The sequence below is a fragment of the Hydrogenoanaerobacterium saccharovorans genome (assembly GCF_003814745.1).
Lineage (GTDB): Bacteria > Bacillota > Clostridia > Oscillospirales > Ruminococcaceae > Hydrogenoanaerobacterium > Hydrogenoanaerobacterium saccharovorans.
In genome coordinates this window covers 1-18,263 of sequence record NZ_RKRD01000002.1, presented here as the reverse complement: position 1 = coordinate 18,263, position 18,263 = coordinate 1, and the positions used below count along the sequence as shown (strand labels likewise).

Here is an 18,263-nt window from a genome sequence, read left to right as displayed (position 1 = left end):
TGTTTGTAAGCACAAAGATGATACGGTGCAGAAAGTGCCTGCACCGTCCTTTTTACAGCCTGATGTTTTAGCGATTTAAAGCTTTTACTTGTTAAAATATTTTGCTTTCTTTTTAACACACTATGCGTTATAATAAAAGCTATAGAATAAAGAACAGCGGGTTACCGCATAAGGAGTGTTTCACTCATGATCGTGATATTGAAAAAGAACCCCGAAAAACAGAAGGTCGACCAATTGGTCGAGTCTTTCAAAAAACTGGGGCTTGCCATCCATTACAGCGAGGGAACCCAAACCACCATCGTAGGCTTGGTAGGCGATACATCGCGGCTGGATATGGATGCAATTTGTGCAAACGAAATTGTAGAGACTGTTAAGCGCATTACCGAACCCTATAAGGCTGCAAACCGCCGTTTTCACCCGCAGGATACCATTGTTGAGGTAAAAGGGCGCAAAATAGGCGAGGGAAATTTTACGGTTATTGCAGGGCCGTGCTCGGTCGAAAGCGAAGAGCAGATTATTTGTGTAGCGCAGGAAATTAAAAAAAGCGGTGCTCAGTTTTTGCGCGGCGGCGCATTTAAACCCCGCACCAGCCCCTACGCATTTCAAGGCTTGGAGGCTGACGGGCTAAAGCTGCTGCTGGAGGCAAAAAAAGTAACAGGCTTGCCGATTGTTACCGAGATTATGAGCCAGACACATATCGACCTGTTTGCGGATGTTGATATCATACAGGTGGGTGCGCGCAACATGCAAAACTTTCAGCTGCTTAAAGAACTGGGGCACAGCGACAAGCCCATCCTGTTAAAACGAGGGCTTGCCAATACGATAGAAGAGTTTTTGATGAGCGCCGAGTACATCATGGCAGGCGGAAACAACAACATTATTCTTTGCGAGCGCGGTATCAGAACGTTTGAAACTGCGACGCGCAACACCCCCGACCTTACCGCTATCCCGCTGATTAAGCGCTATTCGCACCTGCCTGTTATTTTTGACCCAAGCCATGCCACCGGTATCCCTTGGTTGGTAGAGCCTCTTTCGAAAGCGGCAATTGCAATCGGTGCAGACGGTTTGATGATTGAAGTGCATAACAACCCCAAAGAAGCGTTGTGTGACGGTGCTCAATCGCTGAATTTTGAGCAATTCGATCAGGTGATGGAAACCATAAAAAACCGTGCAGATGTAGAACAAAAGACGTTCTAATTTGTAAGTGCATTTGAACTGTAAAAAAGTGTTCAGGGCGTCATCGTTTAAATGATGATGCCCTGAATGTTTATATCCCTATTACCTTTGCTTGTCGGCAGAGTCACATAAAAACGGAGAATACATCATAATAGCTGAGTTGCTTAGAATAAACTCTTCGCTGATATAATTCCCGTTTTTATCAAATATTTCACGGTATAGCTCATTATGGCGGCTGTACCCTCCCCAATATTCCCCTTTCATCTCGTGGTTTCTCTCTGTAACTTTATACCGATAATCTTGTGCTTTTGTAGAATACCACTTACCCTCCAGATACTTGTCGGTAACAGTGACCACCAGTTGAAAATCATACGGTGTATCATTGTGAATCATTAAATCGCCGTGAGGGTAAAAGCAGGTTGCACCGCTTCCAAACGGCTGTGTTCTGTTTGAATCGGGGAAAACATCATACCCATGGCGGTGCCGTTCTGTTACCGTTAACGGTGTATGCAGTGTCATCCAAAAAATCAAGTTCGACAGCTGGCACAAACCGCCGCCGATTGCGGAAGTAAATGTGCCGTTGCGGAGCACCATGCCGTTTACATAACCTTTGTGTTTGGTTGGTTTACCAATCAGCTTCCAGAAACTGAAAATCTCTCCCGGGTGCAACACAATGCCGTTTATCTGTTTTACGGCTATTTTCAGATTGATAATTTTATTGTATTGGTACCACATATCTACATCTTTTAATTTTCTGAGCAGAGGTGTTTTGTGGCAAAAATGCAGATACGGCAAAGCGGCATCCGCTTTTTTTACAGCAAATACGGGCTTTAGCTTTATCCATAGCAATTTTCGCAACAACCCGTAATAAAGCATACCCATTTTTGCTCTCAGCTTTGAGCGCCTTTTTGGCTTAGCTATGTTATTATTTGTACTCATTTTTTATATCTCCGCCTAATTTAAATAATATTTTATGGCTTTAATAGCTGAGTCTTACGCATAAACCGCCCATAAGGTTTCGTTAATAATTACAAAAAAGGCGATAACCTATCCGATTATCGCCTTTAAAAATACGGTTATTAACCTGTTCGTTTGGGTAGATTTTTTTAAATCATGTTCTGGCAAGAGCCATTAAAACAATATAAACCAGAAGAAGCACAAACAGTACAATCAAGCCCATGCCGATGAAACGAATCTTATGGTTTTCATTGGAGATACCTTTGGATATGAGTACAACGCCCGCAATTAAAACCAACAGGGCTACAAGAGGCAGAATTTTGAACAAAAACACGGACATGGTGGTACCTCACAATCAATTAATAAGGCGGTTGCTGCCGCCGATTATTTTAGCGAATTTAGATATTTAATAGTACCAGTATACCACCTAATTAACGAAAAAGATAGCAAAAAAAGTCAATTTTTTGTATCTAAAAGGTAACGCCAAAAATTGCTGCATGGTACACTGTTTTCCGCTTCGGAAATATCCCACAAATAGTGGGCGTCTGAGTTGTGCAATATCAATGAAGATGCATCGGGCAGCAAGGCTAAAACCTGTGGCAAACGGCTCAAATCTTTTACTTCGAAAACGGTGAAACCGCACTCGGGCGGCACCATGCCAAGGCTGGACGTAATGCTGTACGAGCTTTTTTCGATATGAGCGGGGAAACAAATGCCACCGAATTGCTGCATTAAACCCGAAAGCTCCATAATGCTGATGCTGCATGCGTTGATAAGCAGCTTGGGTTCATAACCAATAATACGGTCTTGAGCATCATAAATGCGTTGTTCACCAAAAATAACAGGGTTGTTTGCAATGTTGGGCAAACGCTCGTACACGTACGCATCAAATGTCAGTGCTTTTTGCAGCGTTGGAAAAAGGCACACTGCGTGAATTTCTTCGGTTGTATTGATTTCCATTCCGCACAGCACCGTTAATGGGCTGTTTTCTGCCGCCTTTACAATCGCGGGGCAATTTTTACATGAGTTGTGGTCGGTAAGGGCGATGACATTTAGCCCTTTGAGCACCGCCATATTTACAATGTTGTTGGGTGTCATTTCGTTATCGCCGCAGGGGGAAAGCGCCGAATGAATATGGACATCGTAAAACATTAGCCGATTGCCTCGTGCACGGCGAGTGCTGCCTCAAAAGCGGGTTTTTGTGTGCGCAATACGGCAACCCCTTGTGCAGCTGCTTTTTTCACCGCGTCTTCGTCCATTGCAGCGTTTTCGGCAAGCACAATACAGGCGGTATCGGCAAGCACGGCAACGGCTATTGCATTAATGTTGCCCATCACGGTGACCCAAGCGCTGTTCTCGGGTGCTCTGCTCATTGCCCAGCTCAGCAGGTCGCAGCAAAATACACATGTAACCTCGCGGAGGAGCCCTTCGCCCCCGCAGACAATTTCGAAACCGCATTTGGATGCAACTTGTTCTACATTCATACCATCAGTCCTCACTGTTTATGATAACACATTAGATATCGTTGGAACTGCCGCCTGTACCGTCTCCGCCTTTAAAGCTGAGCGGGATGTGCCCCTCGATTTGTGCGAGGGAAGATGCAATTTCGCGCATATGTGTTTTGAGGCGGAAAATACAGTCATCGGGGGTGGCATAGCCGCGTACAACATCTTCTGCAAGCGCTTTGCAGCTGGGTGCACCGCAAGCACCGCAGTCGATACCCTGAAAGGTGGATGCGATTTTTTGCAGCTCGGAAAGCTTGGCCATTGCCACCGAAACATCAGGGTCCAGCTCCATTACCGGTTCGTATTCAAGCGGAGTATCAAATTTAACATAGGCGGGGATATTGTCGCCGATACGATTGCACGAGACGGGCAAATATTTGCGGATGCGTTTCAGCTTTGCTTTGGCAATGTAGGGGTTCTCTACCGTGAGTACACCGCCCACACAGCCTGCCGAACAAGCATTGAGTTCTACGAAATCGAGGTCGGAGTATTTTTGGTCTTCCAAGTCCTCAAGCACTTTAATTACATTTTCGATGCCGTCCGCTGCCAAGTAGCGGTCGTTCAGCAGGGCATATGCCTCACCGCCGCTGCTGCCCCAGCCAACACCCATACGCCCTACCGAAACCATTTCTTTGGGCGAAGCGGCAACGTCTTTCATGGCGAGAATAAGCTTGGGGTAAAGGTCACTGATGGCAAGTACCCCGTCAATCACGCTTTTTCGGGTACCGAGGGGCATTTTTACGGCGGTTACTTTGGCGGGGCAGGGCGAAATAAAAAAAGCACCCACTTCATCGGGTTTGTAGCCCAGTGCCTCTACCGCGTGTTTTTTTGCCATACGTGCAGCAATTTCTACCGGTGCAAGCATGGGCAGAACTTTGCTGATAAGGTCGGGAAAACGTACGCGAATCAATCTGGTTACAACAGGGCATGCCGAACTGATGACAGGGCGCTCCAAATGCCCCTCGCTGAGCATCTTGCGCGTTGCGTCAGACACCATCTCGGCCGCCTTTGCAACTTCAAATACATCGTCAAAGCCCAGCTTAATCAGGGCGCCCAATACGATGTCGATGTCATCAAGGTTGTTAAACTGCCCGTACAAAGCGGGGGCGGGCAGAGCAATTTTATATTTGTAGTTATCAAGCATCTCCATGCTGTCAAAAATCGGTTTTTTGGCATGGTGCGGGCATACTCGAATGCATTCGCCGCAATCAATACAGCGGTCCGAAAGGATTTTTGCCTTGCCTCCGCGCACGCGAATCGCTTCGGTGGGGCAGCGCTTAATGCAGTTGATACAGCCTTTGCAGGCATCTTTATCAAGGGTAACCGAATGGAAGAATTTCGTCTCCATCGGGATATCACCTCCGCTAAGCAGGTTGCTACTAAGAACAAACTACTGTTTTACATAAACACGCATTTTCACTGTGGTGCCAACGCCCAGGGTGCTTTCGATTGTCATTTCATCGGTGTATTTTTTCATATTGGGCAACCCCATACCTGCGCCAAAGCCAAGCGAGCGCACATCGTCGGGTGCGGTGCTCCAGCCCTCGCGCATGGCGAGGCTGATGTCGGCAATACCGGGGCCTTTATCCGTAAGAGTCATGCTGACTTCGTCTGAAGTGACGTTAACGGTAATTTCGCCGCCGCCTGCATGGATGACCATGTTGATTTCGCCCTCGTACACTGCAATGGCAACCTTACGGATAACTTCTGGTGCAAGCCCAATTTGTTTGAGCATTTTTTTAATGCTGGAGGATGCTTCGCCCGCGCGTGTAAAATCATCTCCCGGCACCGTATATTCAAATGTAAGCGCCTGTGTCACTAAAAATCGCAACCTCCCCGCAGTCCGTTATCATATAGTAACCCACACGAAGTAAACATACGGTAAGGGGTTGCAAGCACAGTGATGCCGCGCTCTTGCGCAAGTGCAACGATAGTGGAGTCCGGCATTTTTCCGCGCACAAAAACAACGCAGATAATATCCATCATTTCGGCGGTGCGAATAACCTGTGGGTTTACAAGCCCTGTCAGCAGTACAGATTGGTCTTTCACAAATGCCAGTACGTCGCTCATCATGTCACTGCCGCAAGCGGTGTGCACCTCGCGTTGCATCGACTCGCCTTCGCATAGAATTTCTGCTTTTAAAATTTGTTTAATATCACCAATTGTCATGGTTTACCCCCCGATTCTGAAAAGATAGGCCAAGCGGTTCTCCGCCAAAACTCAAGAACAATTTTTATATAGCTATTATATCATTAAATATATGGGAAAAGCAAACAAAACAAACCAAGGCAGTGAAACCAATTTTGTATATAAAGAGTAAACAAAGGTACGATTATTTGATATAATTTTAACAATATATTATGCAATATGCACAATAATATTTTGATACAGAAGCGAACAAAGTGAAAAAGAAACGAAAAAAACCTAATTTTTTATAAATTATTACGCAAAAGCAGTAGATTTTTAGAGTTGACTCTGATATAATTTTAACTAAATATGCTGGGGTATCGTGCATGCACGCATTAGGGTTCGCGTGGGTACGTCTTTGGCACACCAAGGAGGTATATTTGATGGCTAAAACATGTGTTCCGTTTCAGGGTACAAAGGAACAGGAAGAAGCGCTCCTTAAAGTAATAGAAAACCATAAGGAGCAAAGAGGCGCTCTGATGCCTATTTTGCAGGAAGCACAGGGGATTTACGGCTACCTGCCCATTGAAGTTCAGAAAATTATTGCATTGGGTCTCGGTATTCCATTAGAAGAAGTTTACGGTGTAGTTACATTCTACTCGCAATTCTCGCTGAACCCAAAGGGTCAGTACAAAATTTCGGTTTGCTTAGGCACCGCCTGCTACGTAAAAGGTTCTGGCGACGTTTACGACAGACTGATGAAAAAACTTGGCATTCAGGGCGGCGAATGCACCCCCGACGGCAAATTCTCTCTCGAAGCATGCCGCTGCATCGGCGCATGCGGACTTGCCCCTGTTATGACGATTAACGACGAAGTTTACGGCAGACTGGTTCCCGATGACATAGATACCATTTTGGCAAAATACGCCGACAAATAAACTGTTATGCAGGAGTTATCGCTCAACATTTTGGATATAGCGCAAAATTCTGTGAAGGCGGGTGCGTCTGAGATACATATTAATGTATCGGAAGACAAACTGCGCGATAAAATGACAATTACCATAGACGACAACGGCTGCGGTATGACTCAAGAGGTGGTACAAAGGGTGATAGACCCGTTTTACACCACCCGAACCACCCGTAAGGTGGGGCTTGGGGTACCGTTTTTTAAAATGGCAGCAGAAATGACCGGCGGGTGGTTCAACATTCAGTCGCAGGTGGGGGAAGGAACGACCGTTACCGGTGAATTTATACTCTCGCACATAGACCGAATGCCGCTGGGTGATATGGCAGAAACCATGTGCTGCCTCATCAGCTGCAACCCCGATATCAATTTTGTGTATACACGCAAAGTGGATGGGGAAGTTTTTACGGTAAGCACGCGTGATTTTACCAATGTGCTTGGTGATGTGCCGCTGAATGTCCCTCAGGTAATGGAGTTTATCAAAAGCTATATCCGAGAAAACACCGAAAATTTGAACGGAGGTACAGATACCATATGAAAAGTTTAGCTGAACTTCAAGCATTACGTGACCAGATGAAAGCCAATATGGGCGTTCGTCACGATGATTTGGATAATATCAGAGTAGTAGTGGGTATGGCGACATGCGGCATAGCTGCAGGCGCACGTCCGGTATTAACTGCGTTTTCTGAAGAGGTTACGAAAAGAAAACTAAGCCATGTAACCATAGCACAAACAGGCTGCATCGGCATTTGCCAATACGAGCCGGTTGTTGAGGTTTATGTACCGGGCAAAGAAAAAGTTACCTATGTAAAAATGACACCCGAAAAGGTTGCGAAAATTGTGAGCGACCATATCGTAAACGGCAATCCGGTTAGCGAGTACACAATCGGAGCAATTGCGAAATAAGGAGGAAGCGGATTATGTATCGTTCTCACGTACTTGTTTGCGGCGGCACCGGTTGTACGTCGTCAGGCAGTGAACATATCGTCAGCGCGCTGGAAGCTGAAATTAAGCAGGCGGGGCTTGCTGAAGAAGTAAAGGTAATTAAAACGGGTTGCTTTGGTTTGTGTGCATTGGGCCCCATCATGATTATTTATCCCGAGGGCGCATTCTATTCCAGAGTCAAAGCGGAAGACATCCCTGAAATTGTATCCGAGCATCTTATAAAGGGCCGCATTGTAACCAGACTGCTTTATGATGAAACCGTTCATAAAGACGGAATCCAGTCGCTTAACGAAACACAGTTTTACAAAAAACAGCACCGTGTTGCACTGAAAAACTGCGGTGTTATCGACCCTGAAAATATTAACGAGTACATAGCTTACGACGGATATCAGGCACTCGGCAAAGTTTTGACCGAAATGACCCCCGATGACGTCATACAGCTTATAAAAGATTCAGGCCTGCGCGGACGCGGCGGTGCAGGGTTCCCGACAGGGCTGAAATGGAGCTTTGCAAAAGCTTCTGAAAACGATCAAAAATACGTTGCCTGCAATGCCGACGAGGGTGACCCCGGTGCGTTTATGGATCGTTCTGTTTTGGAGGGCGACCCCCATGTACTGATTGAGGCTATGGCAATTGCCGGTTATGCAATCGGTGCGAACCAAGGCTTTGTTTATGTTCGTGCAGAGTACCCCATTGCGGTAAAACGTTTGCAAATTGCGATTAATCAAGCAAAAGAAATCGGTTTGCTGGGCAAAAACATTTTGGGAACCGGTTTTGATTTTGATTTGGACATCCGTTTGGGGGCGGGCGCATTTGTATGCGGTGAGGAAACCGCTTTGATGACCTCGATTGAAGGCCATCGCGGTGAACCGAGACCCCGTCCTCCGTTCCCGGCAGTCAAAGGCTTGTTCGGCAAACCCTCCGTGCTCAACAACGTGGAGACTTATGCAAATATCCCGCAAATTATACTCAAAGGTGCCGACTGGTTCCGTTCGATGGGTACCGAAAAATCTGCGGGCACCAAAGTGTTCGCGGTAGGCGGTAAAATCCACAATACCGGTTTGGTTGAAGTACCTATGGGCACCACCCTGCGCGAAATCGTTGAAGAAATCGGCGGCGGTATCCCCAACGGCAAAAAATTTAAGGCTGCGCAAACCGGCGGACCTTCCGGCGGTTGTATCCCTGCAAGCCACCTTGATATTGAGATTGACTACGACAACCTGATTTCCATCGGCTCTATGATGGGCTCGGGCGGCTTGATTGTTATGGACGAAGACACTTGTATGGTGGATATTGCAAAGTTCTTCCTAGAATTTACCGTTGACGAGAGTTGCGGCAAATGTGCTCCCTGCCGTATTGGTACCAAACGTCTTTACGAAATTCTGGACAGAATTACAAAGGGCAAGGGCGAGATGGAGGACATCCAGCGCCTAAAAGACCTCTCTCAATTCATCAAAGAAAATTCGCTGTGCGGCTTGGGCCAAACTGCCCCCAACCCTGTTTTGTCTACACTCCATTTCTTTGAAGATGAATATATTGCACATATCAAAGACAAAAAATGCCCTGCGGGTGTATGTAAAGACCTGCTGCGTTATTCTATCATTGAAGACAAATGTAAGGGCTGTACCCTTTGTGCACGTGCATGTCCTGCAGGTGCGATTACAGGCGAAGTCAAGAAACCTCACAAGATCGATGTTCACAAATGCGTGAAATGCGGTGCTTGTATGGAGAAATGCCGTTTTGGCGCGATTGTTAAGAAATAAGAAGGGAGTGTACCATCAATGGATATGGTTAATATTAAAATCAACGGTATGCCCTTGTCCGTGCCGAAAGGTTCTACGATTCTTGAGGCTGCACGGGTTGCCGGCATCAATATCCCCACACTTTGTTACCTAAAAGAAATCAACGAAATCGGCGCATGCCGTATTTGTATGGTTGAAGTAAAAGGCGCAAGAAGCCTTGTTACCGCTTGCGTTTATCCGGTAAACGAGGGTATGGAGGTTTTCACCAACACGCCCAAGGTGCTGGAAAGCAGAAAAACCAATTTGGAGCTTGTGCTCTCAACTCATAATAAAAAATGCCTTTCGTGCGTACGCAGCGGAGATTGCGAGCTGCAAACACTCTGTAAAGAGTTCGGCGTAGAAGACGAGCACCGTTTTGAGGGCGAGGTAAACCAATACGAGTTGGATACTTCTGCTGCACACATGGTGCGTGACAACAGCAAATGTATTCTTTGCCGCCGCTGTGTAGCGGTGTGCTCTAAAAACCAGGGCGTAGGCGTAATCGGTGCAAACGAGCGCGGATTTAAAACCGAAATTGGCTGTGCATTTGAAACCCCGTTGGGAGAAACCACCTGCATCAGCTGTGGTCAGTGCATCACCGTATGCCCCACAGGTGCACTGTACGAAAAAGATTCGACTGAAGAAGTGCGTCAAGCCATTGCAGATCCTGAAAAGATTGCTCTGGTACAAACAGCTCCTTCTATCCGTGCAACACTGGGCGAGTGCTTTGGTTTGCCCATCGGTACCGATGTAGAGGGCAAAATGGTTGCTGCTCTGCGCAGACTGGGCTTTGACCTTGTATTTGATACCGACCTTGCAGCCGACCTCACCATTGTTGAAGAGGCAAACGAGCTGATTGAGCGTGTACAAAACGGCGGTGTGTTGCCGATGATTACTTCATGCTCACCCGGTTGGATTAAATACTGCGAGCATTACTACCCTGAAATGATTCCCAACCTCTCTACCTGCAAATCTCCGCAGCAGATGTTTGGTGCGCTTGCCAAAACTTGGTACGCAGATAAAAACGGAATTGACCCCAAGAAGATTGTAAGCGTAAGCGTGATGCCCTGTACTGCGAAAAAGTTTGAGATTGACCGTGAAAACCAGAACGCAGCAGGTGTACCGGATGTGGATATTTCGTTAACCACCAGAGAGCTTGCCAGAATGATTCAGCGTGCAGGCCTTGACTTTGTCAATTTGCCCGACGAAGATTTTGACGACCCGATGGGTGAATCCACCGGTGCAGCGGTTATCTTTGGTGCAACAGGCGGCGTAATGGAAGCTGCTTTGAGAACAGCGGTTGAAAAACTCACAGGCGAAGAGCTGAAAAACCTTGAGTTTACCGAGGTTCGCGGCACCGAGGGCATCAAAGAAGCCAGCTACAATGTGGGCGGCTTGGATGTAAACGTTGCGGTTGTTTCGGGTACTGCAAACGCCAAGAAGCTTTTGGAAGCTGTGAAAAACGGCGAGAAGAGCTACACCTTCATCGAGGTTATGGGCTGCCCCGGCGGTTGTGTAAACGGCGGCGGTCAGCCGCAGCAGCCGGCATCGGTACGCAACTTTGTTGATTTGAAGGGACTGCGTGCAAAAGCGCTTTACACCAACGATGAAAACAAGGCTGTCAGAAAATCTCATGAGAACCCATCTCTCAAAAAGATTTACGAGGATTACTTTGGTAAACCCGGCAGCCACAAAGCACATGAGGTACTGCATACCTCTTATGTAAAACGTGAGCGCTTCTGATTTATAAAAACATTGAGCCATCCGTGTTAAGCGGATGGCTCGTTTTTTATCTTTTTCCATTGATAGCAGATTTTTGCCCTGCGCCGTGAGAATGCAAGGTTAGTGCATGTACCACGCCCTGCATAATAGACGCACCAATGTAGGACAACGCATTTTGTATGGCGAAACAGATTGTGATTGAAAAGGTTTGGAGAGTTTGAGCCCCCTTTCCTCAAAGGGGTTTCACTGAGCACTTCGCGCGTGGTGCGAAACTGCTTACGTAACCTTAACCTTTTTCTTGGTACACTTCTTTTGTGGTTTGACAAAAGAAGGTGTACTCGCCGCCGCAGCGGTGATATCTTTTATAATAAACTATTCGTTTTCATACATGTTGTTCAGCGCATAAGCAATACATTGATTTAATAACTCATTACGGCTGATACCTGTTTTTTCTGCGATAGCATCAACTTTTTCTAATAAGTCTAAGCTGATTCGCATTGAAATAATGTCCTTTTCAGGTTTTCTAGGCACAAAAGTTGCCATTTTATCAACCTCCTCTTGACATTATTATATTCTGTATTGTATTCTTATAATATATTCTAAATAGTATTCAAAATAAGAATACAAATTGAATGGAGGAACAATTATGCATCGGGTGTTAGCTTCGCTGTATCTTATGAATGCTAAGCGACGTAAAGCGAATTCAAGGCAGGACAGCATTTACAGCAAAATTTCTGTAGAAACATCGGAAAGTATAAAACTGTTACTTTTAAGCTTAAATCCTTATGAAAAAAGGCTCTTAAGTAAAATCATTGAAGGAAAAGATTTGTTAAGCGGTGAGGCACAACGTCAAAACTTTGAAGATGGCTTCCGTTGTGGGCTAAGAATATCAAATGAAATCCGCGGGGGAAGAAAACGAAACACAATGCAATAAATCTATTAAAAGTCTGCCTTTTCTTTTACAGAGGATACATGTTATAATGTATGAAATACTAAGACATGAAATTAACAGCATTAAGAGGGTGTACTCATACATGGAAGAAACGGACAAGCAAATTGCACAAAAAACGATGAAAAAAGCATTTTCACGCATTGGATGGGCAATGACTGCACTGATTGCAGTAACTTATGCTACGCAGTTCGGTTTATCAAGGCTAATGAAATATTATATACCTCAGTTTTTAAACAACGAGGTGTTTTGGTGGATACTTGCCACTATTCCGCTGTATATTTTTGGGCTGGGGGTGCTGCTGTTGGCGGTGCGCGGTATGCCTGCTGCAAAAATGACAGAGGGGAAAGACCTTACAGCACCGCAAATAGGTGCGCTCACATGCATCACCTTGGCGTTGAGTGTGGCGGGGGGGATAGCAACCCTTATTTTAAACGGAATTCTCGGGCTGATCAAAGGCAGCCCTGTTGCCGATCCATCCTCTACGATTGAAAACATGAGTATTATCCCTACATTTTTGGTGGTAGGTATCATTGCACCGGTAGTAGAAGAATACATTTTTCGCGGTATTCTTATCGATAAGCTGCGTGCATACGGCGAAGCAATCTGCGTTTTTGCATCGGCATTTCTGTTTTCCTTATTACATGGCAACAGTTATCAGCTTATCAGTACCTTTATTATAGGGGCGGTGCTCGCCTATGTAACGGTAAAAACCAACACGATTGTTTATGCCATTCTGATTCATATGTCAAACAACATCTTGGCTATTATTGCAGCGCGCATAACCACAACGCAGAATGTGTTTGGGGCGGCGGTGTTTTCTGTGTTTACAATGGCACTGATTATTGCGGGCTTTGTTTTCTTTGGGCTTTCGATTAAACGTATCAGCCTAGACAACGGCAGAAACAGCATTAGCGTTTGGGAACGTCTGCGTGTTTTTATACTGAGCCCAGGCGTTATGGTGTATACCATTATTAATTTGCTGTTAATTGTGTTTTCGATTTTCTTTGTGTCATAGAACACACGAATTCTCATAAAAATAGGAGCATCATCGTTTTAAACGATGGTGCTCCTTGTTTTTTATTATTACGAAGCTTTAGCCATACACCAATCCCCATGAAAAGCAAAATAAAGGTACTATGCAGTATTCCTCTTACCTTATAGAAATGAAGCAGATAAGAAAGTACAATTACCAAAATCCAAAAAACAATTCGAAGTAGTATTTTCTTAACCTTGTTATCCTTATTGATTAATTGTTTTTTAAATGGCTTTGTTTGGTGATGGTTTCAATGGTAATCTGCATCTTATTCTGGTTACTATCATCCTCAAGGAATAGCGTTGTAAGCAAATCCATAATATATACCACAGAAAACTGCGAGTTAACGAAAAGCTCTTTGTTTACCGACATCGTGCTGGCAACAATCACACATTTGTCAGAAACCGATGCAAGCGAGCTTTCGCCGAAGCATGTCATAGAAATAATTTTACTTCCGTTTTGTTTTGCAATAGTTACTGCATTTACAACCTCCGAGGTTTCGCCCGAAATAGAAATTGCTATAATTAAATCATCTTTTGAAACGATGGAGCTGTTAATCAGCATTAGGTGAGAGTCGGTAATGCTTTGTACATTAAACCCCATACGCAAAAGCCGCAGATTAAATTCAGTAGCGGTAAGCCCCGAACTGCCTACACCGTAGATGTAGATTCTTTTTGCTTTTCGAATTTCGTTTACCACAGCAACAAGCGTTTCTTTGTTTATAAGCGAATTGGAGCGCTCAATTACTGTATTATAAAAGTCATAAACTTGGTTTAAAAGGTCGGCATTCTTTTTTTGAACGGGGGTAGATACCGATGATAACTTAATTTTAAATTCGGCAAAACTGTTGCAGTGTATTCTTTTGCAAAACCTTGTTACGGTACCTGCCGAAACACCCACAGTGGATGCAAGCAGTGAAATATTCATGTTTTGTATTTCGTTTGCTTTGTTCAAAACATAACTTGCAATTTGCTTTTCTTTCAGCGAAAGCTGAGGGTAAATGTTTTGTATTGTTGTTAAAATATCCATATTTCCACCTGTTTTATGTAATGTGTAACCTTTAAATCATTATTTTATAGGATTGTATATATTTAATATAGCACAAATTGTGAATTTTAAAAGATGACCCTATAAAAATTAGTGAGTTTACACAACTAATATTAAAATAGTTTTAAATATAAATCATTGACTAAAATTGTTTTAATATTTATAATATAGGTAAACACAGGTAAGCTTGATAAAATATAAATTGGGGAGGCATAGGAAATGTTTAAGCAGTTACAAAAAATCGGCAAAGCATTTATGTTACCAATCGCAATTTTACCGGCGGCGGGCTTGCTTTTAGGTGTGGGCGGCGCCCTGTCAAATCCAAACACAGTTTCGGCATATCCTTTTTTAAACGTGTTTTTCTTGCAGGCAATTTTTAAAATTATGTCTGCAGCAGGCGAGGTTGTATTCGCAAACCTTGCCATGATTATGTGTATCGGTTTGGCTGTAGGCCTTGCGAATAAAGATAAGGGCACAGCGGGGCTTGCGGCAGCTGTGGCTTTCTTTGTTATGAACGCATCCATTAAAGCAATGATTGGTGTGTTTAATCCGGAAGGCGCCGCCATCGATACGGGCGTTGTAGGCTCAATTGTCATCGGTTGCTTGGTTACATACTTACATAACCGCTATAGGGGCATTCAGCTGCCCGCGTTTTTGGGTTTTTTCGGCGGTTCGAGGTTTATCCCCATCGTATCTTCTTTCGTAGCAATTTTTGTTGGCATGATATTTTTCCTTATCTGGCCAACATTCCAAAGTTGGCTGGTTGTAGCCGGTAAGGGAATTGCGGGGATGGGTGCATTCGGTACGTTCCTTTACGGTTTTCTTTTAAGGCTTACAGGTGCAGTTGGTTTGCACCATATGATTTACCCTATGTTCTGGTATACTGAGCTCGGCGGAGTTGCAACCGTTGCGGGTAAAGAAGTTGTTGGCGCACAAAAGATATTCTTTGCAGAACTTGCAGACCCAAGCCATGTTGGCTTGTACACGGAGGGGACAAAATATTTTGCAGGCCGTTTTGCAACCATGATGTTCGGCTTGCCGGCATCCTGCCTTGCTATGTACCACTGCGTACCGGTTAAAAAACGCAAGCTCGTTTTCGGTTTGTTCTTGTCTGCGGCACTTACCTCTTTCTTAACAGGTATTACAGAGCCAATTGAGTTTATGTTTTTGTTTGTTGCCCCGTGGCTTTATGTAGTTCATGCGTTCTTGGACGGTGTTTCGTTCTTGGTTGCAGATTTGCTTTCCATCCGCATTGGTAATACTTTCTCGGGTGGTGCGATTGACTTTACCTTATTTGGTATTCTTCAGGGCAACGAAAAAACAAATTACCTTTGGGTGTTTGTGGTCGGTGCAGCTTGGGCGCTCATTTACTACTTCCTGTTTAAATTCCTCATCCTTAAATTTAATGTGCAGACACCCGGGCGTGAAGAGGGCGAAGACGATGAAATCCGCGTAGAAACCAAAGGTACCATTGCACAAACAGCACTTGAGGTTTTGGTAGCTTTGGGCGGAAGAGAAAACATCGAGGATGTAGATGCTTGCATCACAAGGCTTAGAGTATCTGTTAAAGATGTAGAAAAGGTGGATAAGGATAGAATCAAAGCACTTGGCGCAACTGCCGTTTTGGAAGTGAAAGGCGGTATTCAGGCTATATTCGGCGCGAAAGCAGATTTGATTAAACAAAAGATTAACGAAGAGATTGGCGAGGAGGTATAAATTTTGCAGAGCACAGCAAAACCATTGCAAAGGGGTCTGATTGTATCATGTCAGGCTTTAGAAAACGAACCGCTGCACAGTTCCTATATTATGTCAAGAATGGCGGCGGCAGCTTTTGAGGGGGGTGCTGTAGGTATACGCGCCAATAGCGTAGAAGATATTACAGAAATTAAAAAAGCGGTAAAACTACCCGTTATTGGCATTATCAAAAAAGTATATAAAGATAGAAAACCGTACATTACCCCGACAGAGGCAGAGGTAAAAGAACTAATTGATTGCGGTGTTGATGTTGTTGCTCTTGATGCAACCATAAATCAGGATGAAAGCTTTTTAAAAATGGTAAGGGAGAAATATCCTAACCAGCTTTTGATGGCGGATACCTCTACTGTTGAGGAAGGGCTTAGAGCCGATGCACTGGGTTTTGATTATGTAGGCACTACTCTTGTGGGCTATACAGAGCATTCGATGTATTTGAATAAGTACGAAGTGCTTAAGGAGCTGGTTAATTCTTGCCAAAATGCAAAGATAATAGCAGAAGGCAATTTTAACACGCCACAGCTTGCGGCAAAAGCATATGCCTTGGGTGCCTATGCTGTAGTTGTAGGCAGTGCTATTACAAGGCCACAGCTGATAACAGCTTGGTTTAATGAAGAAATTGAAAAAGTAAATAATCAATAGCCTTTTAAAGATTTTGCACCTCCAACTGTAGAAAATTATCTGCGGTTGGAGGTGCTTTTGTTTTGAAACGGCAGTACGCGGTACAGTATAATACTTTATATAGTGTAGCCTGCATAGCTGCTGCTCAGCGCAACTGCCTATTTACAAAATACATGCTTGCCAATTCGTTTAATTACGGGGCGTGTGCGCATCCACTTGTTTGACGTTTTATCGGGATTATAATAGTATATGGCACCGCCGCTTGCATCCCAGCCGTTCATTGCATCTTTTGCCGCACGATAGGCGCTGTCTGATACTGCTTCATGAATTTGCCCGTCGGTAATAGCGGTAAAGGCACCGGGCTGATAAATAACACCCGAAAGAGTATTGGGGAAAGACGTATGCTTGACACGGTTGATGATGACTGCGCCCACTGCAACCTGCCCCTCGTATAACTCACCGCGTGATTCTGCCGATATGACGCGAGCCAGCAGGCGATAGTCACTGTCGGAATATCCGCCTACCCCGCCCCCAGACGAACTGCCGCTTGAGCTGCCGGACGAGCCGCTTGATGTGGAACTGATTCCCATAGCGCGCAAAGTTTGCGGCCCGGCAATTCCATCTACCTGCAGCCCGTTCTTTTTTTGGAAGTATCGCACACCTTTTTCAGTTTCGGCACCATAAATACCGTCGACAGCGCCCGTCATATATCCCCATTGCTTTAATTTGGTTTGTATTTGTTTTACTTCGCTGCCGCGAGAACCAAGGCGCGAAAGAACGTCTACATTTGCAAGGGGCGTTGTGTTTGCATAGGTGACTAAACCTATCATTAAAACATTGAGTGCAACTAAAATCATAAGCTTTAAAACAGAGATAATCTTCTGTGTCATACAATAACCTCCAGAAAAAATCGGATGCTACAAGTATTTCCAAAAAACACAATGTTATCCGTTTTCTTGAAAAAGCAAAGCTTTGTCACGTTTTTATCTTAAAAACATACTATATATAAGGAATAGTGTTTTAATGATAGAAAGAGCGGGGGAGAAGATAGGGTATGGAGCTTTTGTTGGTGATGGGCATTTCAGTGGTATTGATTTTTGCAAGCTTTTTGCTAGGCGAACATTTGCAAGAACGCAGAATGCTTCGAGAAGCCGGCAGGGTGCGGCATCAGCGTGCCATGTGCTGCGTCCAATTTGCGGCACAGGGAATTGATACTTTGATTCGCAAAGATATGATGGAAGCAGGCAAGCGCACGGCATGTATTGAAGAATTGGCTCGAACCGCTTTTGTTTACAGTTTTGCACAGCTTGACCCATATATAGAAGAAGAAATTCATAAGGCAGTGAATGGATTAACATAAACATGACCATAATAAAAGCGGATGCATTTGCATCCGCTTTTATATTGCTAAAAACACTCCATGTTGGGGACGGATTGTGTGCAGTTGGTACAAGAATAAACTTCTTGCAGAAAAAACGACAAAAAACGTTGACAAACCCCAGGTGCTATGGTAATATAATAAAGCTGTCAGCGAGGGCAGGAACAAAAGAACGGCTCTGTGAGCGGGTTTGCGAACCGAGAGGTTAAAAAAACAGTTGACAAACGTTCTGGATTATGGTAAGATAAAGTTCCTGTCAAAAAGGCAGAGCGTCGAAAGCGAAAGAAAAAAGTTGAAAAAACT

The 18,263-nt window shown here is 44.6% G+C and carries 21 protein-coding genes; 11 read left to right on the top strand and 10 right to left on the bottom strand.

Annotated elements, in window-relative coordinates:
• Positions 1-186: 186 nt before the first annotated feature.
• Complete coding sequence (aroF, locus tag EDD70_RS10145) at positions 187-1,197, top strand: 3-deoxy-7-phosphoheptulonate synthase (protein ID WP_092754769.1); 1,011 nt, start codon at positions 187-189, stop codon at positions 1,195-1,197.
• Between the two features lie 81 nt (positions 1,198-1,278).
• On the opposite strand, the gene EDD70_RS10140 is transcribed toward aroF, so the two are convergent.
• From EDD70_RS10140 to EDD70_RS10110, 7 genes are all read right to left on the bottom strand, one after another.
• Positions 1,279-2,115 carry a VanW family protein gene (locus tag EDD70_RS10140; protein WP_092754766.1) on the bottom strand — a complete coding sequence of 279 codons (837 nt, stop codon included), beginning with the start codon at positions 2,113-2,115 and terminating at the stop codon, positions 1,279-1,281.
• Between the two features lie 172 nt (positions 2,116-2,287).
• Positions 2,288-2,473, bottom strand: coding sequence for a hypothetical protein (locus EDD70_RS10135; RefSeq protein ID WP_092754763.1), 186 nt, complete (start codon positions 2,471-2,473; stop codon positions 2,288-2,290).
• A 116-nt stretch (positions 2,474-2,589) separates the two neighbouring features.
• A complete protein-coding gene (locus tag EDD70_RS10130; protein WP_092754760.1) occupies positions 2,590-3,285 on the bottom strand; it encodes a PHP domain-containing protein in 696 nt (231 codons plus the stop codon).
• Positions 3,285-3,617 (bottom strand): DRTGG domain-containing protein, encoded by a 333-nt coding sequence (locus EDD70_RS10125; RefSeq protein ID WP_092754757.1) that lies wholly within the window; start codon positions 3,615-3,617, stop codon positions 3,285-3,287. The genes EDD70_RS10130 and EDD70_RS10125 overlap by 1 nt, the downstream gene beginning before the upstream one ends.
• Positions 3,618-3,648: 31 nt before the next feature.
• The gene (locus EDD70_RS10120) at positions 3,649-4,986 is read right to left on the bottom strand and encodes a [Fe-Fe] hydrogenase large subunit C-terminal domain-containing protein (protein WP_092754754.1); all 1,338 of its coding nucleotides are present in this window, start codon (positions 4,984-4,986) and stop codon (positions 3,649-3,651) included.
• Positions 4,987-5,028: 42 nt separating this feature from the next.
• The gene (locus EDD70_RS10115) at positions 5,029-5,457 is read right to left on the bottom strand and encodes an ATP-binding protein (protein WP_092754751.1); all 429 of its coding nucleotides are present in this window, start codon (positions 5,455-5,457) and stop codon (positions 5,029-5,031) included.
• Positions 5,457-5,807 (bottom strand): DRTGG domain-containing protein, encoded by a 351-nt coding sequence (locus EDD70_RS10110; protein ID WP_092754748.1) that lies wholly within the window; start codon positions 5,805-5,807, stop codon positions 5,457-5,459. The genes EDD70_RS10115 and EDD70_RS10110 overlap by 1 nt, the downstream gene beginning before the upstream one ends.
• A 401-nt stretch (positions 5,808-6,208) precedes the next feature.
• Here EDD70_RS10110 and EDD70_RS10105 point away from each other — a divergent pair, with 401 nt between their 5' ends.
• Genes EDD70_RS10105 through EDD70_RS10085 form a run of 5 tightly spaced genes read left to right on the top strand, consistent with a single transcriptional unit; the run spans position 6,209 to position 11,198 of the window.
• Positions 6,209-6,703, top strand: coding sequence for an NADH-quinone oxidoreductase subunit NuoE family protein (locus EDD70_RS10105; RefSeq protein WP_092754745.1), 495 nt, complete (start codon positions 6,209-6,211; stop codon positions 6,701-6,703).
• Positions 6,704-6,733: 30 nt separating this feature from the next.
• Positions 6,734-7,267, top strand: coding sequence for an ATP-binding protein (locus tag EDD70_RS10100; RefSeq protein WP_479723803.1), 534 nt, complete (start codon positions 6,734-6,736; stop codon positions 7,265-7,267).
• A complete protein-coding gene (locus tag EDD70_RS10095; protein ID WP_092754739.1) occupies positions 7,264-7,635 on the top strand; it encodes a (2Fe-2S) ferredoxin domain-containing protein in 372 nt (123 codons plus the stop codon). The genes EDD70_RS10100 and EDD70_RS10095 overlap by 4 nt, the downstream gene beginning before the upstream one ends.
• A gap of 14 nt (positions 7,636-7,649) precedes the next feature.
• Positions 7,650-9,437, top strand: a complete 1,788-nt coding sequence (gene nuoF / locus EDD70_RS10090; RefSeq protein WP_092754735.1) for an NADH-quinone oxidoreductase subunit NuoF — start codon at positions 7,650-7,652, stop codon at positions 9,435-9,437.
• A gap of 18 nt (positions 9,438-9,455) precedes the next feature.
• The gene (locus EDD70_RS10085; RefSeq protein WP_092754732.1) at positions 9,456-11,198 is read left to right on the top strand and encodes an NADH-dependent [FeFe] hydrogenase, group A6; all 1,743 of its coding nucleotides are present in this window, start codon (positions 9,456-9,458) and stop codon (positions 11,196-11,198) included.
• 351 nt (positions 11,199-11,549) lie between these two features.
• Here EDD70_RS10085 and EDD70_RS10080 read toward each other — a convergent pair whose 3' ends face one another.
• On the bottom strand, positions 11,550-11,720 hold the full coding sequence (locus tag EDD70_RS10080) for a ribbon-helix-helix protein, CopG family (RefSeq protein ID WP_092754728.1): 171 nt from the start codon (positions 11,718-11,720) through the stop codon (positions 11,550-11,552).
• A 103-nt stretch (positions 11,721-11,823) separates the two neighbouring features.
• Between EDD70_RS10080 and EDD70_RS10075 the strand changes: the two genes are divergently transcribed.
• Positions 11,824-12,111, top strand: coding sequence for a DUF6809 family protein (locus EDD70_RS10075; RefSeq protein ID WP_092754725.1), 288 nt, complete (start codon positions 11,824-11,826; stop codon positions 12,109-12,111).
• Between the two features lie 100 nt (positions 12,112-12,211).
• Positions 12,212-13,144 carry a CPBP family intramembrane glutamic endopeptidase gene (locus EDD70_RS10070; protein ID WP_162840889.1) on the top strand — a complete coding sequence of 311 codons (933 nt, stop codon included), beginning with the start codon at positions 12,212-12,214 and terminating at the stop codon, positions 13,142-13,144.
• A 231-nt stretch (positions 13,145-13,375) separates the two neighbouring features.
• Here EDD70_RS10070 and EDD70_RS10065 read toward each other — a convergent pair whose 3' ends face one another.
• On the bottom strand, positions 13,376-14,191 hold the full coding sequence (locus EDD70_RS10065) for a MurR/RpiR family transcriptional regulator (RefSeq protein WP_092754719.1): 816 nt from the start codon (positions 14,189-14,191) through the stop codon (positions 13,376-13,378).
• A 237-nt stretch (positions 14,192-14,428) separates the two neighbouring features.
• Here EDD70_RS10065 and EDD70_RS10060 point away from each other — a divergent pair, with 237 nt between their 5' ends.
• Both EDD70_RS10060 and EDD70_RS10055 read left to right on the top strand, forming a co-directional pair.
• Positions 14,429-15,925 carry a PTS transporter subunit EIIC gene (locus EDD70_RS10060; protein ID WP_092754716.1) on the top strand — a complete coding sequence of 499 codons (1,497 nt, stop codon included), beginning with the start codon at positions 14,429-14,431 and terminating at the stop codon, positions 15,923-15,925.
• Positions 15,926-15,928: 3 nt separating this feature from the next.
• A complete protein-coding gene (locus EDD70_RS10055; protein WP_242943144.1) occupies positions 15,929-16,603 on the top strand; it encodes an N-acetylmannosamine-6-phosphate 2-epimerase in 675 nt (224 codons plus the stop codon).
• 137 nt (positions 16,604-16,740) lie between these two features.
• Here EDD70_RS10055 and sleB read toward each other — a convergent pair whose 3' ends face one another.
• The gene (gene sleB, locus EDD70_RS10050) at positions 16,741-17,472 is read right to left on the bottom strand and encodes a spore cortex-lytic enzyme (protein WP_092754713.1); all 732 of its coding nucleotides are present in this window, start codon (positions 17,470-17,472) and stop codon (positions 16,741-16,743) included.
• A gap of 164 nt (positions 17,473-17,636) precedes the next feature.
• Between sleB and EDD70_RS10045 the strand changes: the two genes are divergently transcribed.
• The gene (locus EDD70_RS10045) at positions 17,637-17,942 is read left to right on the top strand and encodes a hypothetical protein (RefSeq protein ID WP_092754710.1); all 306 of its coding nucleotides are present in this window, start codon (positions 17,637-17,639) and stop codon (positions 17,940-17,942) included.
• The last annotated feature ends 321 nt before the right edge of the window (positions 17,943-18,263 follow it).

What these genes read in the sequence shown, in the direction of transcription:
- aroF (WP_092754769.1), top strand. Translation starts at nt 187, where the DNA reads ATGATCGTGATATTGAAAAAGAACCCCGAAAAACAGAAGGTCGACCAA.
- EDD70_RS10045 (WP_092754710.1), top strand. Translation starts at nt 17,637, where the DNA reads ATGGAGCTTTTGTTGGTGATGGGCATTTCAGTGGTATTGATTTTTGCA.
- sleB (WP_092754713.1), bottom strand. Translation starts at nt 17,472, where the DNA reads ATGACACAGAAGATTATCTCTGTTTTAAAGCTTATGATTTTAGTTGCA.
- EDD70_RS10125 (WP_092754757.1), bottom strand. Translation starts at nt 3,617, where the DNA reads ATGAATGTAGAACAAGTTGCATCCAAATGCGGTTTCGAAATTGTCTGC.
- EDD70_RS10080 (WP_092754728.1), bottom strand. Translation starts at nt 11,720, where the DNA reads ATGGCAACTTTTGTGCCTAGAAAACCTGAAAAGGACATTATTTCAATG.
- EDD70_RS10135 (WP_092754763.1), bottom strand. Translation starts at nt 2,473, where the DNA reads ATGTCCGTGTTTTTGTTCAAAATTCTGCCTCTTGTAGCCCTGTTGGTT.
- nuoF (WP_092754735.1), top strand. Translation starts at nt 7,650, where the DNA reads ATGTATCGTTCTCACGTACTTGTTTGCGGCGGCACCGGTTGTACGTCG.
- EDD70_RS10070 (WP_162840889.1), top strand. Translation starts at nt 12,212, where the DNA reads ATGGAAGAAACGGACAAGCAAATTGCACAAAAAACGATGAAAAAAGCA.
- EDD70_RS10060 (WP_092754716.1), top strand. Translation starts at nt 14,429, where the DNA reads ATGTTTAAGCAGTTACAAAAAATCGGCAAAGCATTTATGTTACCAATC.
- EDD70_RS10105 (WP_092754745.1), top strand. Translation starts at nt 6,209, where the DNA reads ATGGCTAAAACATGTGTTCCGTTTCAGGGTACAAAGGAACAGGAAGAA.
- EDD70_RS10120 (WP_092754754.1), bottom strand. Translation starts at nt 4,986, where the DNA reads ATGGAGACGAAATTCTTCCATTCGGTTACCCTTGATAAAGATGCCTGC.
- EDD70_RS10110 (WP_092754748.1), bottom strand. Translation starts at nt 5,807, where the DNA reads ATGACAATTGGTGATATTAAACAAATTTTAAAAGCAGAAATTCTATGC.
- EDD70_RS10085 (WP_092754732.1), top strand. Translation starts at nt 9,456, where the DNA reads ATGGATATGGTTAATATTAAAATCAACGGTATGCCCTTGTCCGTGCCG.
- EDD70_RS10140 (WP_092754766.1), bottom strand. Translation starts at nt 2,115, where the DNA reads ATGAGTACAAATAATAACATAGCTAAGCCAAAAAGGCGCTCAAAGCTG.
- EDD70_RS10075 (WP_092754725.1), top strand. Translation starts at nt 11,824, where the DNA reads ATGCATCGGGTGTTAGCTTCGCTGTATCTTATGAATGCTAAGCGACGT.
- EDD70_RS10065 (WP_092754719.1), bottom strand. Translation starts at nt 14,191, where the DNA reads ATGGATATTTTAACAACAATACAAAACATTTACCCTCAGCTTTCGCTG.
- EDD70_RS10095 (WP_092754739.1), top strand. Translation starts at nt 7,264, where the DNA reads ATGAAAAGTTTAGCTGAACTTCAAGCATTACGTGACCAGATGAAAGCC.
- EDD70_RS10130 (WP_092754760.1), bottom strand. Translation starts at nt 3,285, where the DNA reads ATGTTTTACGATGTCCATATTCATTCGGCGCTTTCCCCCTGCGGCGAT.